The organism is Chitinophaga sp. SYP-B3965 (assembly GCF_009647655.1).
In the GTDB taxonomy this organism is placed as follows: Bacteria; Bacteroidota; Bacteroidia; order Chitinophagales; family Chitinophagaceae; genus Chitinophaga.
In genome coordinates this window covers 3,030,944-3,049,403 of the sequence record NZ_WJFD01000001.1, presented here as the reverse complement: position 1 = coordinate 3,049,403, position 18,460 = coordinate 3,030,944, and the positions used below count along the sequence as shown (strand labels likewise).

Here is an 18,460-nt window from a genome sequence, read left to right as displayed (position 1 = left end):
AATATGTAATGTGGAGGATATAAATGTGGTGGCTATGTGAATGTATACCGTTCGACTGCAATATAACAGCATTATTGTCATATTATACATTTAATCCAATTGAGGCGCCCTGTTTTATTAAACCCTATATTCGATCTTCGAATTATGAGAAGCAAGAGAGAACACTTAAAACGCTGGCAATTATTTCTACTGTCATTCAAAGACGCATTCAAAGAACTGAATGCTAATGATCCTTTGCGTATGGCGGGTGCTACTGCTTTCTTTACCACATTTGCACTTCCTGCCATCCTGGTGATCATCATCCAGATGTTGAGGCTCATCTTTGAACCCAGGACGATCAGTCGCCAACTTTTTGACGAGTTACGGGCTATTATCGGCGTTGAGACCACACAGGAAGTGATACATACGTTAAGGGCTTTTCGCGGGATTGCACAAAGCTGGCTGATTGCTATCTGTGGTTTTATCTTCCTGTTATTTGTAGCCACCACCTTATTGAAAGTGATGAAAGGATCTGTGAACCAGATATGGAGCCTGCGGCCTATTGCCAATGGAAATTTTAAGCAGATCATGCTGTCCCGCTTAAAGGGTTTGCTGGTGATCCTGTTCACGGCGGTGCTTTTTATGATAGGCATCCTGGCGGACACTGCACAGGCCTTCCTGGGTCATTATATTGAAAGGGGATTACCGGCGTTTATGATATTTTATGAGAGTGTATTACGGTATGTTATTTCTATCCTTACAGTTACGCTTTGGTTTGCGTTGGTGTTTTACCTGTTGCCAGATGGACGGCCGCGCTGGAAGATCTTACTCACCAGTGCCCTGGTAACGAGTGTATTGTTTAATGTGGGGAAACTGGTACTGCATTGGTTACTTACTTATAGCAATATCAATACTATTTACGGGGCTTCTGCTTCAACCGTGCTTTTACTGCTTTTTGTATTTTATACTTCCCTGATCTTTTATTACGGAGCTGCTTTTGCGAATGTATGGTCCAATGCGAATGGGCATCCTATTCAACCATTACCACATGCCATCCGGTATGAGTTAACGAATGTAGAAGAATAAGTTATTCCATTTCAAGATTGAAGTCTGCATTGAATGCCAGTTTCGCTTCTTTGGCGGTATCGCTGCCAGGTACTTTCAGGCCTTTTATCTTACCGGTCTTTCCTTTATTCAGCAGGTCTGCTATTTGTTTATCTGTTAGTTTTTTACCGAGCACTTCAAAGGGTAGCTTGAATCCGCAAACAGTGTAGTTGCCGCAGCCATAAGCAGTGTTACCTTTTTTTAATAAATGGGTTTTGCATTTGGGGCATTTGAGTTCTTCTATTGCAACAGGGGCTTTGGGCTCTGGAGGCGGCGGTGCATCAGGCGCTATGGTGATCACTTTATAAGAACTTGTTTTTACTTCCCGGGTGAGGTCTCTTACCATTTCTATCAGTTCCTGCTTGAAGGTCTCCATCGCATATTCCCCTTTTTCTATCAGGCGTAATTTGCGTTCCCATGTGCCCGTTAGTTCGGGGCTTTTCAATAATTCGGACTGGATGGTATCTATCAGGTCCATGCCGGTTTGGGTGGCGAAGATGTTCTTTTTCTTCTTCTCAATGTATTTCCTTCTGAAGAGTGTTTCAATGATATTGGCGCGTGTGGAAGGGCGGCCGATACCATTATCTTTCAGCAACTCCCGCATTTCTTCGTCCTCTACCTGTTTGCCGGCTGTTTCCATGGCCCGCAGTAAAGTAGCTTCCGTGAAGGGTTTGGGAGGCGTGGTTTTGCCTTTGTGTACTTTAGGCGTGTGTGGTCCGCTTTCTCCGACTATAAAAACAGGGAGGATCTTTTCTTCCTCTTCTTCTCCTTCTTTCTTTTCCGTTACATCATTGGCATATACTTCTTTCCAACCTGGTTCGAGGATCTGTTTACCGGTTGCTTTAAAGGGTACCTGGCCTACTTTTCCTAATACGGTGGTATTGGCGATCTTACATTCCGGGTAAAAGGCCGCAATAAAACGACGGGCAATAAGGTCATAGATCCTTTTTTCATCCAGGTGAATACCTTCCGGGTACTGGCCGGTGGGGATGATGGCATGGTGATCTGTTACTTTCTTATCGTCGAATACGGATTTTAGTTTTGGAATGGGATTGGCCAGGATGGGGGCTATCAGCGCTTTATAGGGCGTGAGGTCCTGCATGATGCCCTGGATCTTTGGATGCAGGTCTTCAGAAAGATAAGTGGTATCTACCCTGGGGTAGGTGACCAGTTTCTTTTCATAGAGGCTTTGCACGAATTTAAGGGTATCATCCGCAGAGTAGCCATACTTTTTGTTGGCTTCTACCTGTAGGGCCGTGAGATCGAATAAGCGGGGATTACCCTCTTTGCCTTCTTTTCTTTCAAAGGAAGTGATCTCGAAGGGATGTTCTTTCAGGTATTCAAGGCCCTTGTTGGCTTTGTCAACATTCTTGAGCCGGTCTATGGCAGCGGTGAATTCTGTTTCGCGGTAAATGGTTTTTAGTTCCCAGTATTCTTCGGATACAAATGCATTGATCTCTTTTTGCCTTTGTACGATCATGGCCAGGGTGGGTGTTTGCACCCTGCCGATTGATAACACTACTTTGCCCTGTGCGAATTTTTTGGTGAACAGGCGGGTGGCATTCATGCCCAATAGCCAATCCCCAATTGCGCGGGCGCTGCCTGCAGCGTATAGATTGTTGTATTGATCGCCTTCTTTTAATTTCTGAAAACCTTCGCGGATGGCTTCTTCTGTAAGAGAGGAGATCCAGAGTCTTTTAACGGGCACAGTGCATTTTGCTTTCAGCAATACCCAGCGCTGGATGAGTTCTCCTTCCTGGCCGGCATCCCCGCAATTGATCACTTCCTCACTTTCCTGTACCAGTTTTTCTATTATTGAAAATTGCCTTTGTACGCCGTTGTTCTCAATGAGTTTAATACCAAAGCTGGGTGGGATCATGGGCAGATCTTCCAGGCGCCAGAACCGCCATTGTTCATAGTAGTCGTGCGGCTCTTTGAGGGTGCAGAAATGCCCGAAAGTCCAGGTGACCTGGTATCCATTGCCTTCATAGAAGCCATCCCTGCGCTGTTTCGCTCCCAGCACTTCTGCTATGTCTTTTGCCACACTTGGCTTTTCGGCAATGCAAACTTTCATCAGGAGCGAAGGTAAATATTTCACACTAACTCTGCTAATCTGGCTCTTAGCTTCTCTACTTCTTCTGCTTTAGCGATGCCTGCAGCACTGAGGATATTGGTCAGGAATTCGAGGTGATTGATCACGATCATCTTTTTCCCTTTGGACTCCGCTTTTTTCCATACATCATTGTAATTCTTAAATACGGTGTCGTGCGAAGTGAATTGTTTATCCCTGCATGCATCCAGTATCCAGTTGCAGCAATGTACGTTGGCGTTGTTGATCATCTGCCAGTAATCGAATTTCCTGCCTGGTTTGCTGATGAGTTTATTCAGCTGTTCCTGGAGCAGGTCTATTGCCGGGAGGGTGTAATCTTCTTCATTATACCGTACGCTTGTACCCCATGGCCTTGCTGCGGCTACATTCACAACGGCTTCCAGTTCTATCCAGTTGGTATAGGCATAGGCCAGTGTGGTATTGCTTTCTATACCACATGCTTTCTGATAATAATAAGCGGCTGCCTGGCAGGCTTCTATTTTCTGAGCAGGGTCGTCCTGCAGCATGGCCTTTCGTTTATAATTACTGCCAATGAGGCTATAACGTTCTGCGGTTTGGCCGAGGCCCAGAAGTATGCCTAATTGTGAATGGATAAAATCGATATCCTTTAATAATACATCTGCGGTGAAGCCATCCTTGCGGCGTTCATAACACATTTTGGAACGCACGCTGAGGTATTTTTCCATCACGGAAAAAGAGAAAGAGGCATCTTCTACCTGCATCAGTTCCTGAAATTTTTCGCTGGCATCTTCATACCGGAAGAGGTCTGCATAAATGAGTGCTTCTTTTTCCGTGATCCTGGCTGTGCGGATACCTGCTTTGTCTACTGCTTCAGAAATGGTGGCCAGCTGTTGCAGGTAGTTCTCATCTTTTGCGGAACCCATATCCAGCTGGTTGCGGAGGTTGGAGAGATCTATTTCTGCTTCCTGAGATATCACGTAACTGCGTTGACCAGCCGACCATCCGGCGCGGCTGTTGTTCCTGAAACGATAGAAAGGATCTCCGTAACATTGGTAAGCGCCCCAGGTATTTGTATCGTTAAAATCTTCATACACTTTGGCGCGTGATTTCTTTACAGCTTCGCCAAAGGTTTCACCGGCAAACATCTGTTTATAGAATTCGTCTGTAAAGGCCAGTGCGGCAGCATCGCTTACTGCCCATCCTGCTGCAATAACTGCTTTCACACCATTCTGGATCAGTTGTGTGCCAATGTTGGCGGCAAACTTATATCGTTGCTGGTAGAACCTGTTATCTGTGCCCTGCATTTTGCCGAGGGAGCAGCAGTTTACAAATACAAATTCCGGCACAGAACTCATCTGGGCAATGGTGCCGGAGGTGAGGAAAATTCCCTGGCCGATCACCATCCCTGTTTCGCCAGGTTTTTCCGGATTGTAAGAGCCATGGCCTGCGAGGTGTATGATCTTGTACACATTGCCGAATAAGGCTTCCGTTATCACTGAATTGATGCCGTTGATGATGGTGGTGACTTCGAAATTATGGTCCTTCAGGGTCTGCTCTACTATTTTTCCTTCTTTGATAGCTCCCGGTAATTGCGGGAGGAATCCGAAGAGTTTGGGATCTCCTATCACGAGTGCATTATCTGCTGCCACGCTTTGTACGGTATTCCTGAAATTATTGGTGATCATCTGGCGGATCATACCGGAATTGATACAAAGGGGTTTTGCATTGCGGGAAGTGGTATCCTGCAATAATTCCCAGGGATAGGCAGCCGTATCTTCATCGAGGATCCAGTTGATATTTCCCTGGCGTTTTAACTGCTCTTTAAATGCATTCGGGATGAGTAGTTCAAAAACAGTTTGTGCCAGTGTGGGCGTCCATTTATTATTGGTGGAGATATCTTCTATCAATTGATCCAATACCTGTGTGCTGCTGAAAAGATTACTTTGTTCTTCCCGCGCAGAACCAGTGGAGGCATTGAACACAAGGGATTTGAAATGTGCATCCTGTTCTTTTGACTGGATGACGGTGATCCTGTTCCACCAGCCTTCTCCTGTTTTTTCTATGATCCTTTGCTTGCTGCCGGGCAACATGCTGATGCGTTTCTTTTCTATGCCGATATTGTATGAGTTGGTGACATCCTCTTCCAGTTTGCTGAGGGAATAAAGGCAACTTACGGCACGATCTTCGTATAGTTCAATGAATTCCAGCTGCTCTATTAATTGGGCCGTTCCATCGAATAATTTATGGATCTTTTCATTGGCATACTGGATGCCCAGTATAATACCACTGATGGCATTTTCTACTGTGAGCCCGCCATATCCGCAACCGATGATCAGGGATGAAATGCCAATAGGCCCGTCGAAATTATTGCCGGGGTTAAATAATTCGCGTTTCAGGTCTATGAGATATTTGGCAATCCCTCTTTCTACGGTATTGGCCAGTTGGAAGGCGGTGAGGGTTTCTGGTTTTCCCAATCCTACAATGATGGCGCCGGCAAAGGTGGTTTGCGGGCTGATAATGATCTCGGTAGTGCCAATTTCGCCGGGATAGATGCCCAGGTTATGTTTTTCCCGGAGTGCGCCTCTCAGGGCTTTATCTATTTCGTTTTCTGCATAGAGGATACCGTCTCCCTGGAAATGCCCTGCCAGTAAAGGGTAGCTGGCAAAACGCAGATCTCCCTGCATGATGCTGACCTGCAGTGTGTTCCTGGAAGTGGCTGCAGCAGCGGTTGTGGCCGTTTGGCGGTTTTTGAGGTTGAGCCCCCGGGAATCATCTGCTGTTTCCTGGTATATATTGATGAATTGAATGGGGCTCTCTATTTTGATGCCGTAGGGCTCCATTTTTGAAGGAATTTCAAATGGATCTGCAACTACCAGTGGAAATAACATATCCAGGTCGCTCTGCCCGCAGCGCCAGGCGGTTTTATCTGCCAGTACGAATTCCAGAATAAGATCTGAATTGATGGATAATTCCAACAATTCGGCTGAACTGTTTGTACTATAAGTGGAAACTGTTGTCTGCGCACCGGGCGTCCGCGGTTGCAGTTCCCCTCTGATGAGGACCTTATTAATTTTCATGATGTGGGCGATGGGGTTAAATATTACCCTAAATATAAGAATAATCTTAGTTTTGATACTCACGATAAAAAATATGGCTTATGGCTGGAACATTCTCCAAAATTAAGAACGCCTATAACTTGTTCAGATCAATTGATTTTGACAAGCTGGGTAAGCTGTCTCAGAAAGTAGATCTGCAAAAGGTGATGGATGGTTTTTCGAAGCTGGATGATAACCAGCTGAAAGGCCTGATGAAGATGATAGATGGTGGTGGTGGACAGAAGAAAGAACTGCCGGTGATCAATGGTGATTTTTACGAATTGCATTTGCGCCTGAATGAAGAAGATCGTGCTATACAACTCAAGGTGCGTGAATTCATGGAACGCGAAATAAAACCAATTGTCAATAATTTCTGGTTGCATGATGAGTTCCCTTATGAGGTGATCCCCAAGTTTGCAGAATTGGGCTTGTGTGGCGTAACGTATGAAGGATATGGCTGCCCGGGCAAATCTTTCCTGATGGAAGGGATCATAGCGATGGAAATGGCGCGGGTAGATTCTTCTATTGCTACTTTCTTCGGTGTGCAAAGCGGACTGGCCATGGGCTCTATTTATATCTGCGGATCAGAGGAACAAAAACAAGAATGGCTGCCGGTGATGCATCAGATGAAAGCTATCGGCGCATTTGGCCTCACGGAACCGGAAGTTGGTTCCGGTGCTGCAGGAGGGCTTACAACTACTGCAAAGAAAACAGCAGATGGCTGGGTGCTCAACGGGCAGAAGAAATGGATCGGTAATGCTACGTTTGCGGATGTAACAGTGATCTGGGCCAGGGACCTGGATGATAACCAGGTAAAAGGATTCCTGGTACGGAAAGGAACACCGGGTTTTACTGCAGAAAAGATCAAGGGGAAGATGGCATTGCGCATTGTGCAGAATGCCCTCATTACACTGAAAGATTGTGTAGTGGAAGAGAAAGACCGGCTGCAAAATGCTAATTCCTTTAAAGACACTGCGAAGGTATTGCAGATGACCCGTGCCGGAGTAGCCTGGATGGCTGTAGGTTGTGCCCGCGGTGCTTATGAAAATGCACTGGATTATACCCGCCAGCGCAAACAATTCGGTAAACCTATTGCTTCTTTTCAACTGATACAGAACCACCTGGTAGAAATGTTGTCTAATTTAACAGCGATGCAATCCCTTGTATTCCGCTTGTCTGAATTGCAGGACCAGGGCATGCTGAAAGATGAACATGCTTCCCTGGCCAAAGTGTTCTGTTCGTTGCGCACAAGGGACATAGTGAGTAAAGCAAGAGAAGTAATGGGAGGAAATGGCATCTTGCTTGACCATAATGTTGCCCGTTTTGTGGCAGATGCAGAAGCTATTTATTCTTATGAAGGCACCAAAGAGATCAATTCACTGATAGTGGGCCGCGCTATTACGGGATTCAGCGCTTTTGTGTAAACAACAATAGCATGGCATGTAATTTGGCATACTGAACAAGTACTAAAAATTATAACCATGAAAGGGAACCTCATATCAGAAACATCTGTAAGCATTAAAGCTTCTGCTGCCAAGGTATGGAAAGCCATCACAGATCCTAAAAAAATTAAGGAATACCTGTTTGGCACCAAAGTGACCTCTGACTTTAAAGAAGGCAGTGAGATCACTTATGAAGGAGAATTTGAAGGCAAACCTTATAAGGATAAAGGTGTGATCCAAAAAATGGAGCCAGGTAAAATATTTCAAAGCACTTTCTTAAGTGGGGCGAAAGAAGATAAACCGGAGAATTATAACCTGGTCACCTATAGATTGGCAGAGGAAGATGGTAAAACAGTGGTGACACTTTCGCAGGATAATATTACCACAGAAAAGGAAAAGGAACATTCGGATGGGAATTGGTCTGCAGTGTTAAAAAATTTGAAAGAAGTAGTGGAAGCGGAATGATAAAACTTTTTTCCTTCCATAAATTATTGCACATTGCGCCCTCATTTTAAGAGAACAGACAGGAGATGGCCATTAAAAAGATCGTTAAGTTCAATAAAACGTTTAGCATAGAACAACATCAAGTGCAATTCGAATTCCTTCCGATGAACGCCAAGGATCAGCAGTTATACCAGGTGTATTTTATGTACGGACCAAAAAGGGTTCGTTTCCATATGCAAATAAATAGTGAAGGGCAGTTTGTGATCACAGATAAGAACAGGTGCCCGGATAAATGCAATGCTTTAGAAAGCGAATTTTCCCAGGCTATCCTGGAATCTCTCGTTTAAATAAGCATTGCATTTATTTTTTAACCCCATTGCAACCTTTTCGGGAGCTGGTCGTCTTTATTTAAGTATATAGTTTTCCAGCTCAAATTCAATTTCCTAAGTTCAATACTTAGCCCGAACTTTAAAAAGCTTAAAGGTTGCTAATGAAAAAGCTCTTCCTGATAGCGATCCTGTTATTGTGTACAGTCGCTCCAATGTTCGCCCAAACCCACGCCGGGAGTATCAGCATAAAGATCGCTGATGCCGCCGGAAACCCGCTGCCATACGCTAGTGTGGTGATCCGTAAAGTTTCAGACAGCTCTCTTGTAAAAGGCCAGATGAGTGATAACGACGGGAAATGTGCCTTTGAAAAAGTAGCCAACGGTACCTATTATATGGAGGCTTCCCAATTGGGATTCACTACTAAAAAAAGTGCCTCATTTGCAATCGATGCCACTCATCAGCAAATAGACCTCAAAACACTCAGCCTTTCTACCGCTCCTAAGAATTTGCAGACGGTTAATGTTACCGGACAGAAACCTTTTATAGAAAGAAGCGAAGGCAAAACTATCCTGAATGTGGAAAGTAGTGCGGTAGCAGCAGGTAATACAGCCATGGACGTATTACGCAGGGCCCCCGGTGTAACGGTAGATAAGGATGATAACCTGCAACTCAAAGGTAAACAGGGGGTAACTATCATGCTGGATGGCAAACTTACTTATCTCACCAATGAAGCATTGGCCGATCTGTTAAAGAGCATGCCGGCGGAAAGTATTTCCCAGATAGAGATCATTACCAGTCCCAGTGCCAAATATGATGCAGCGGGATCTTCGGGGATCATTAACATTAAAACTAAAAAGGGACAGTTAACCGGGTTTAATGGTACTGTGAATGCGAGCTTCGGCGGTGGCAGGTATCTCTTCTATAATACCGGTGTTAACCTGAACTGGCGGACAAAGAAATTGAATGTTTTCGGGAATCTTAACTGGGGAGACCGGCAGTTCTTTAACACCCGTGAACTGCATCGTACAACAGGCGGTAGTATTCCCATGCAGTTCAGGCAGGATGTTTTCCAGAAAGGAGAATTCCTGAACCGTTCTTTAAAAGCGGGGATAGACTATTCCATTACAGAGAAACAAACGATAGGGGTGATGGTGAATGCGTACAACAATGCTTTCTGGAGAGATGCCCCCAGTGTTACGCAGATCGCCAACAAAGGAGGTAGTACGGATTCTGTGCTCTACACCGGCGTTTGGGGGAACAACCGTTTTAACAATACTGCTTACAACCTTAACTATAAACTGAAACTGGATACTACAGGGTCTGAATTTAGTGTAGATGCTGATTATGCCACTTTCGGCAATAACATGAAAACACTGCTAAGTGACAGCACCACGGTATCGCAAACTGGCGCTATCAGCCAGCGCAGTTCTTTGAACACCACACCTTATTCGGACATCATTATCAAAAGTATCAAGGCAGATTTCGTAAAAACACTGAATAAAACGAGCAAGTTAGAAGCCGGCGCAAAAGCCAGCTTTGTAGAGTCGGAGAACTTTATGCGGTATGATTCCTTGCAGGGAGGAGTGTTTGTACCTGTGCCTTCCCAGTACGATCAGTTCAATTATACGGAAAAGATCCTGGCCGGTTATCTCATCTACAAAAAACAATTTAAGAAAACGGACTTTGTATTGGGATTAAGACTGGAACAAACTACCGCAGATGGTAACTCCATTTCCCTGAAGACCAGAACAGAAAAAACATACCTGGATTTCTTTCCCAATGCTTCTGTGGATTATAAATTTGATGATAACAACAAGTTATCCCTGGCATATTCCAAACGGATCAACCGCCCGGGTTATGGTCAGCTGAACCCCTTCATGTTCTTCCTGGATAAATACACTTACTTCCGTGGTAACTCTTACCTGACGCCGGAGTACACGCATAATACAGAGCTGTCCTATATGTTTAAACAGAAGTACATTGCTACCCTGAGTTATAGCCGTACCAATGATCTATGGGATGAATGGTTAATTGTGGATGATGAAACAAGGATCACGATCAGCACCAACAGGAACATGGGTATACAGAATAATTATTCGTTAGATCTTACGCTGCCGTTTGATATTACGAAGTGGTGGAATTCCAGCAATAACATTTCTTTCTTCTATAATCAATACAAGATCAGTGATCCGGTAAAGAGTTTCACCACGGAAAAGTTGGCGTATAACTTTAATACCACCAATATTTTTACCCTGCCTAAAGACATCAAAATTGAACTGGGCGCCTGGTTCAATTCTCCTACGGTATATGGCATTTTCAAATCCCAGGCACAGGGCGCTGTGAATATGGGGATCCAGAAGAGCATCCTGCAAAAGAAAGGTAACATCAAGATCAATGTAAGTGATGTATTTGCCTCTAACCGTTTCAGAGGAACGGCTGAATACAACAATGTATACCTGAAAGTGGATAACCGCTGGCAGAACAGGACCCTGAATGTTGCTTTAAGTTATCGTTTTGGTAACACGAAAGTAGAAGCAGCCCGGGAAAGACAATCTGGTTCTGCGGATGAATTACAGCGTGCCGGCAACTAACTGAATTATGCACGATGATAGGAAAGGGCTGGTAAAAACTTTATCAGCCTTTTTCCGTTATTTTATATTATGCTGAACAATCATCAATCCCGGAAAGTAGCGATCGTTGGATATAATCGTATCCCCTTCGCCCGTCAGAATACCTTTTATGCGGATGCCAGTAATAAAGACATGATGACGGCGGCCCTGAATGGCCTCATCGCCCGTTATAAACTGGAAGGCCAGTTATTGGGAGAAGTAGCAGGAGGCGCTGTGATCAAACACAGCTGGGAAATTAACCTGATGCGGGAATGTGCGCTCAACACTTCCCTTCATCCCGGAACGCCGGCCTGTGATATTCAGCAGGCGTGTGATACGGGCATTGAAGCAGCTGTTTACATTGCCAATAAAATATCCCTGGGCCAGATAGAAGTGGGTATTGCAGGAGGGGTAGATTCTTCCAGTGATGTGCCCCTGGTGTTGGGAGAAAAATTAAGAAAGATCTTACTGGCTGCCCGGAGAGCTAAAACTACCGGCGACAGGTTGAAACAATTCCTTAAAATAAGGTTCAAAGACCTGAGCCCTGTGGCCCCCATGAACCGGGAAGCGCCAACAGGTTTATCTATGGGAGAACATACGGAGATCACGGCTAAATATTACCAGATCTCCCGGGAGGATCAGGATGCTTTTGCTTTGGAGAGTCACCAGAAAATGGCGAAGGCTTATGAAAGTGGTTTTTTTGAGGACATGATCACACCTTACAAGGGTTTGCAAAGGGATAATAACCTGAGAACGGATTCCAGCCTGGAAAAACTGGCTAAACTGAAACCGGCTTTTGATAAAGTGAATGGTTCCCTTACAGCAGGTAATTCCTCTCCGCTCACGGATGGGGCATCCTGTGTGTTGCTGGCCAGTGAGGAATGGGCTGTACAACATGGTTTGCCGGTGCTGGCCTATATTACTTTTGCGGAAGTGGCAGCCCTTGAATATCAACAGAATAGGCATAATCTCTTACTGGCGCCTATTTATGCTTCTACCCGCATGCTGCAAAAAGCGGGTATGCAATTGCAGGATTTCGATTTTTATGAGATCCATGAGGCTTTTACGGCCCAGGTATTGGCTACCCTGAAGATCTGGGAAAGCCCTGAACTGACGGCGCAATTTGGATTGGATAAGAACCTGGGGGCTATAGACCGGAGCAAACTCAATGTGAACGGGAGCAGCATCCCTGCTGGCCATCCTTTTGCGGCCACTGGAGGGCGTATTATTGCCACCATGGCTAAATTGCTGCATCAGAAAGGGAGTGGTAAAGGGTTTATTTCTATTTGTGCGGCAGGGGGATTGGGGATTACGGCGATCCTGGAGAAATAGATAGTATATTACCTATATAGCTAACCGAACGTGAACCCTTGGTGAACCCTTCCTGGAGCCTATGTGGACCCTATGTCAAGGCTTGTTAAAATAATATCAGTAGGAGGAGATTTGGAACGATCTGTTCCATGAATGTTCTTTCAAAGATAAGAATTTTCTACTTTAGTAGGGAAAATAGGAAGCATTAAATGGAAACAGGCAAGTTATTAGAAGCGATCTTACCCAAAGCCCGGATTAAAACACGATTAATAGACCTCGTTTCCTATGCCTCCGATGCCGGATTTTATTACCTGCGGCCCAAAGCAGTAGTACAACCCGTGAGTGAAAACGAGATCATCTCGCTATTTCACTTTTCCCATCAACATAAAATTCCCCTCACATTCCGCACAGGCGGTACCAGTTTATCCGGACAGGCCATTACGGATGGCATCCTGGTAGATCTGAGTCAATACTGGAATAGTTTATCCATAGAAGAAAATGGAGACCAGGTGAGGGTGCAACCAGGCATTACGGGTGGTATGGTAAATGCCCGTTTGAAAAAATTCAAACGGAAAATAGGGCCGGACCCTTCGAGTATAGATTCTGCCATGATCGGGGGCATACTGTCTAATAATTCCAGTGGTATGTGTTGCGGTGTGAAACTGAACTCCTATCATACTACGAAATATATCCGTTTTATCCTGCCGGATGGTAAGGTGTTTAACACGAGCCTACCGGAAGATTATGCGCGGTTTGAAAAGGAGTGTGCTTCTATTTTTAATTCCATCAAAACCTTAAGCGCACAGGTTACGGGCAATGCAGTTTTACAAAACAGGATCCGCCAGAAATATGAAACCAAAAACACGGTTGGTTATTCCCTGAATGCATTGATCGATTATACGCATCCCCTGGATATCCTGGCGCATTTATTAATTGGTGCGGAAGGAACACTGGGTTTTATTGCAGAAGCGGTGATGCAAACCGTGCCTGATTATCCTAATAAATCCACTGCATTTTTATATTTCCCGGATATCTATGCTGCCTGCCAGGCTATTCCATCACTTACTTTATCAGGTGCGGAAGCAGTGGAATTAATGGACAGGGCATCCCTGCGATCAATAGAACATGTTGCCGGTGTTCCTGAACAATTGAAAACATTACCTGAAACAGCGGCTGCGTTGCTGGTGGAATTTGGTGCAGACAGTATAGGTCTGCTGCGCGAGAAATTAAACCGCCTTTCGCTGGATGGTTTTTCTTTGTTAGAACCACCGCGCTTCACAGAGGACGCATATGAGCAGGCTTTTTTATGGAAACTCCGCAAAGGAATGTTCCCTGCAGTGGGTGCTGTGAGGGCCAGCGGCACAACGGTGGTGCTGGAAGATATTGCTTTCCCTGTAGATAAACTGGGCAGCGCTATCCTTGATCTGCAGGCGCTTTTTGTAAAACATGGTTATGATAATGCCATCATCTTTGGGCATGCCAAAGATGGAAATATACATTTCGTAGTAACGCAATCTTTCAATACTTCCGCAGAGATTGAACGGTATGATCGGTTTTTGAGAGATGTGGTGGTATTGGTTGTAGAGCAATATGATGGTACCCTGAAAGCAGAACACGGAACCGGCCGGAACATGGCGCCTTTCGTTGAAACGGAATGGGGTGGCGAAGCTTACCAGGTGATGAGATTGCTGAAGGAAGCCATTGATCCGCAGAATTTACTCAACCCCGGTGTGATCATCAGCGATGATAAAAATGCACACATCAAACATCTTAAACCATTACCTGTAGTAGAACAGGAAGTGGATAAATGCATTGAATGCGGTTATTGTGAACATAAATGTCCCAGCAGGGATATTACGCTTACGCCCCGCAGGCGTATTGTGGTGAGAAGGGAACTGGCGCTGCTGAAGGAAGCCGATAAGAAAAGTGAATATGCAACGTTGATAAAGGAGTACCAGTACGATGGGCTGGAAACCTGTGCTGTGGATGGTTTGTGTGCTACTGTTTGTCCGGTGGATATCAATACCGGCGACCTTGTGAAAAGATTACGAAGAGAAAATCATACTTCGTTTGCTAATAATGTAGCGCTAAAGATTGCAAAGAATTTTAAAGCTACTACGCAGGTAGTATCTTTTGCATTGAAAACAGGGAATGCCATCAATAGTGTGTTCGGTAAAAATGCGATGCATTCATTTACCGGGGGCATAAAGAAAATAATCCCCACTTTCCCTTTATGGAGCAACCAGTTACAGGCAGCTTCTTTTACGGCTAAGAGTACTAATAACAAGGGACACGCCACTGTGGTGTATTTCCCTACCTGTATTTCCCGTATAATGGGCGGTGCCATGGATGATAAGAAGAACCTTGTGGATACCTTCATGAGTGTATCTGCCAAGGCATCCATCAATGTGTTGATCCCGGATGATATTAAATCAACCTGCTGTGGTCAGTTGTTTTCTTCCAAGGGATTCAGCCAGGCTTATCAGCATACAGCGAATAACACCATCAGCAAATTGTGGGAGTGGACGAACCATGGCCTTTATCCTGTAGTGCTGGATGTTAGCTCCTGTTCGCAAACGATACAACATAGCCGTGGGGTATTAACGCCGGAAAACAGGGAACGTTTTGATAAGATGCAGATCATTGACAGTATTGATTATCTGCATGACCTGGTGCTGGCATCACCCGTTACTATTCATAAAAAGGATAATATTGTTTTACACCCTGTTTGTACTTTGCAGAAAATGAAGTTAACCGGCAAACTGGTGAGCATTGCGAAACATTATGCGAATAATGTAGATGTTCCTATTACTGCTGGATGTTGTGGTATGGCGGGAGACAGAGGATTCCTTTTCCCTGAGTTAACCGCTGCAGCCACTGCACCGGAGGCCCATGAAGTAAAGAAAAATAACTATGAAGGATATTATTCTACCGCTAAAACCTGTGAGATGGCCCTGTCTGATGCGGTAGGAAAGAACTATGAATCCATCCTGTACCTCGCGGATGAATGTACCAGCTGAAAATAGCTTAACATGACAAAGGTCAAAATTATAACCTGCTGTTTGTTCTTCTTCTTTACACTTCCTGCGCTTGCACAGGAAGATGGCATCCGCTTTTTTGAAGGCAGGTGGAAGGAAGTATTGGCAGAAGCTAAGAAAAGCGGGAAACTGATCTTTGTAGATGTTTATACGAACTGGAGTATACCCTCTCAAAAAATGGCAGCGGAGATCTTTCCGTTAAAGGCAGTAGGGGATACATACAACGCCAACTTTATCAATTACCAGGTGAATGCGGAAAAAGGTCCGGGGTTCTCGTTTGCTGAAAAATATTTCGTGAATCGTTATCCTACTTATCTCTATATAAATGGCGATGGGTTTTTAGTATATAAGATCACTGGCTTCACTAGTCCACAACGTCTCCTGGCTTCTGTGGATAGTGCTTTGCACAAACAGGAAGTGAAGGAAACATTGACCGCCTACCAGGAAGCTTTTGAAAGCAGGAAAACGGATAAGGCTTTCCTGCGGCAATATGTGAACTGGCTTTGCATGTACAAAATGCCCGAAGATACCATCAGCCATGTGCTGGACGAATATTTCAGCCAGCTAAAACCTGCAGAATTAAAAGATCCGGTGATTGCCACTTACCTGTTAAATATACTCACAACGATAAGGTCTCCTGTATTTGATCATATTATTTCCCATCAGCCTTTTTACAATACTTTTTTTAAACAGTTTCCCCAAACGTTGGGATATGTGATCGTCAATTCATTGGCGAAAGCTGTTGAAACAAAGAACGATCCGCTATTCTGGGAAGCACTTAGCGCCAGTAAAAAACTGGAGAACCCTGCCCTGCTATATCCTTATACTGTTTTCCTGCTTACTAATCAGTATTATGTAAGGAATCGCCAGGAAAAGCGGGTGTTTGAAAGATCGCCGGTGCTCCTGGACCGCGTTTATCTGATGAAGGAAGAAGAAATAGCCCATAATGACCGGCGGCAATTTGAAGAACTCATGTATCCTTATGTTTCCGGTGAAAAGGATAGTTTGCAGGTGTGGGATTTTCCCCGGCAAAAGGAGATCTGGCGCACCAGTTATTCCCGGTATCTTGCCCGCGTGCTGTCTATAACGGCAGATATGTATCTTCAGCATACCAGGAATAAGACAGATCTGAAAAAGGCCTGCCTTTGGGCGGAAAGAGCGGTGGAACTGGACGAGCATAACTATTTATATTATCCGGTATTATCCAGGCTGTATGCAAAAACAGGGATGAAGCGGGAAGCCATTATTGCCATGCAGTCCGCCATTACGCTGGCGCAGGAGCAGGGCGCGTCTCCGCTGAGGATCATGGTATATAAAAGGATTTTGCAGGACCTGTAACGTTAAATAATTTATACGGACTTAATATAAACTTAACCGGCTTGTGCCTAGTTTTGCGCCATGAAGAATTTGCCGGATGTTGATCTGATGGAACTTGTAAAAGAGGAGAATGACAATGCGTTTGAAATTCTCCTGAACAGGCATAGCAAAGCGCTGTATGACCTGGTTTATAAACGTACCCGTTCTGATGCAGATACAAAGGACATTATCCAGGATATATTTATCTCCGTCTGGAAGAACCGGCAGACCATTACTATTGAAACTTCATTATACCCCTATCTTTACCGGGCCGCTAAATATGCGGTGATCGATCTTACTATCCGCAACCGCAAAGTGCTGGCCTTTCAGGAAATATTGATGAGCGCCCCCATGGATATAGATCCCGGTGCTGAACAGATCACCATTGCACAGGAACTGAAACAGGAATTTGAGGCAGAAGTAGCCAATATGCCTTCCACCATGCGGGATATTTTCCGCCTGAGCCGGGATGAAAAACTCTCTTCCCGCGAAATTGCCCAACGCCTTCAATTGTCTGAACAAACCGTTAGAAATAATATCACCTTGGCCCTGAACCGGCTGCGGGTAAGGTTTAAAGCTAATCAACTCCTTGTACTCGTTCCTCCTGCTATTTATTTTACTTCCCTTTAGGCTCAACTCTTAACATTGCGTTAATATACATCTTCGGTACAAACCCGGTATTACGCAGATGTTATAGGTAATGGAGCATCAAAAAGACGCAATTGAATTGCTGGAAAGGTACCGTACCGGCATTTGCACACCCGAAGAAATTAAAAGGGTAGATGATTGGTTCGACCGGTTTGAACAGGAGCCGGTTCCCTTACATGCAAAACATAAGGAAGTGAACAGGGCGGTCATGCGGATGATCAGGGGCAGGAAGAACTATGTTTTCCTAAGGGTGGCAGCTGTACTGGCTGTGTTACTGGGTATCTCTGCGCTCTGGTTATTCCGGCAGCAGCCTGCTACCCGGGTTGCTTATCTTGATATACAGGCCATGGCAGGAGAGAAGAAAAAGATCATCCTGCCGGATGGCTCCCGCGTTTTACTGAACAGCGTATCCCATTTACGTTTTCCTGAAAAATTTGCAGCTAATAGAGAGTTGTTCCTGGACGGAGAAGCATTCTTTGAAGTGAATGTGGATGAAGAACATCCTTTCATTGTGCATACGGATAGCCTGGATGTGCAGGTTTTAGGAACGTCTTTTAATGTTTCCTCTTACAAAGAAGAACAACGCGCTACCGTTACTGTGGCCAGTGGTAAAGTGCAGGTAAATGATTCGCTGGTCGTGAATCCGGGGGAACAACTAACGTATAAGAACGGCCTCCTGATGAAAGCCCCTGTAGATACAACCGCCGCTCTGGCATGGCAAAAGGGTATCCTCATATTTAAAGATCAGTCATTGGAAAGTATCTGCCAGCGGCTGGAAAGATGGTATGGGGTAAGTATTGAGATCAGGGATCAGCCATTGAAAAGAACGCGCTTCAGCCTTACGCAAAACAATGAAACCATCAGTAACGTCATGGAATCGCTAAGCCTTTCCGGTAAAGGATTCCGTTATAAGATCACGAACAGGGAAATTATTATCTGGTAACATATTATTTAAACGAAATGAGCGAAAGTGGTGGAACACTTTCGCCCGAATAGTTTAAATGATCAATTGAATTTTCGCAACAACAACCATC

General features: G+C 44.8%; 12 protein-coding genes. 10 read left to right on the top strand and 2 right to left on the bottom strand.

Going from position 1 to position 18,460, the window contains the following annotated elements:
• The first annotated feature begins 144 nt into the window (after positions 1-144).
• On the top strand, positions 145-1,065 hold the full coding sequence (locus GFS24_RS11995) for a YihY/virulence factor BrkB family protein (RefSeq protein ID WP_153659794.1): 921 nt from the start codon (positions 145-147) through the stop codon (positions 1,063-1,065).
• Position 1,066: 1 nt separating this feature from the next.
• On the opposite strand, the gene GFS24_RS11990 is transcribed toward GFS24_RS11995, so the two are convergent.
• Together GFS24_RS11990 and GFS24_RS11985 are read right to left on the bottom strand one after the other, a co-directional pair.
• Positions 1,067-3,157, bottom strand: coding sequence for a type IA DNA topoisomerase (locus GFS24_RS11990; RefSeq protein ID WP_153659793.1), 2,091 nt, complete (start codon positions 3,155-3,157; stop codon positions 1,067-1,069).
• A 20-nt stretch (positions 3,158-3,177) separates the two neighbouring features.
• A complete protein-coding gene (locus GFS24_RS11985; RefSeq protein ID WP_153659792.1) occupies positions 3,178-6,231 on the bottom strand; it encodes a CHAT domain-containing protein in 3,054 nt (1,017 codons plus the stop codon).
• A gap of 80 nt (positions 6,232-6,311) precedes the next feature.
• Between GFS24_RS11985 and GFS24_RS11980 the strand changes: the two genes are divergently transcribed.
• The 9 genes from GFS24_RS11980 to GFS24_RS11940 all read left to right on the top strand — a co-directional run bounded on the left by GFS24_RS11980 (position 6,312) and on the right by GFS24_RS11940 (position 18,369).
• On the top strand, positions 6,312-7,673 hold the full coding sequence (locus GFS24_RS11980) for an acyl-CoA dehydrogenase family protein (RefSeq protein ID WP_153659791.1): 1,362 nt from the start codon (positions 6,312-6,314) through the stop codon (positions 7,671-7,673).
• A 57-nt stretch (positions 7,674-7,730) separates the two neighbouring features.
• Positions 7,731-8,156: an SRPBCC domain-containing protein gene (locus GFS24_RS11975; RefSeq protein ID WP_153659790.1), complete on the top strand. Its 426-nt coding sequence runs from the start codon at positions 7,731-7,733 to the stop codon at positions 8,154-8,156.
• Between the two features lie 65 nt (positions 8,157-8,221).
• Positions 8,222-8,482 (top strand): hypothetical protein, encoded by a 261-nt coding sequence (locus GFS24_RS11970; protein ID WP_173003054.1) that lies wholly within the window; start codon positions 8,222-8,224, stop codon positions 8,480-8,482.
• Between the two features lie 143 nt (positions 8,483-8,625).
• Entirely contained in the window at positions 8,626-11,055 is a 2,430-nt protein-coding gene (locus tag GFS24_RS11965) for a TonB-dependent receptor domain-containing protein (protein ID WP_153659788.1), read from the top strand.
• A gap of 69 nt (positions 11,056-11,124) precedes the next feature.
• Positions 11,125-12,405, top strand: a complete 1,281-nt coding sequence (locus GFS24_RS11960; protein WP_153659787.1) for an acetyl-CoA C-acetyltransferase — start codon at positions 11,125-11,127, stop codon at positions 12,403-12,405.
• A gap of 188 nt (positions 12,406-12,593) precedes the next feature.
• The gene (locus tag GFS24_RS11955; protein ID WP_153659786.1) at positions 12,594-15,404 is read left to right on the top strand and encodes an FAD-binding and (Fe-S)-binding domain-containing protein; all 2,811 of its coding nucleotides are present in this window, start codon (positions 12,594-12,596) and stop codon (positions 15,402-15,404) included.
• A gap of 12 nt (positions 15,405-15,416) precedes the next feature.
• A complete protein-coding gene (locus GFS24_RS11950; protein ID WP_153659785.1) occupies positions 15,417-16,760 on the top strand; it encodes a thioredoxin family protein in 1,344 nt (447 codons plus the stop codon).
• Positions 16,761-16,820: 60 nt separating this feature from the next.
• Positions 16,821-17,408 carry an RNA polymerase sigma factor gene (locus tag GFS24_RS11945; RefSeq protein ID WP_153659784.1) on the top strand — a complete coding sequence of 196 codons (588 nt, stop codon included), beginning with the start codon at positions 16,821-16,823 and terminating at the stop codon, positions 17,406-17,408.
• A gap of 70 nt (positions 17,409-17,478) precedes the next feature.
• Complete coding sequence (locus GFS24_RS11940) at positions 17,479-18,369, top strand: FecR family protein (RefSeq protein ID WP_153659783.1); 891 nt, start codon at positions 17,479-17,481, stop codon at positions 18,367-18,369.
• Positions 18,370-18,460 lie beyond the last annotated feature (91 nt).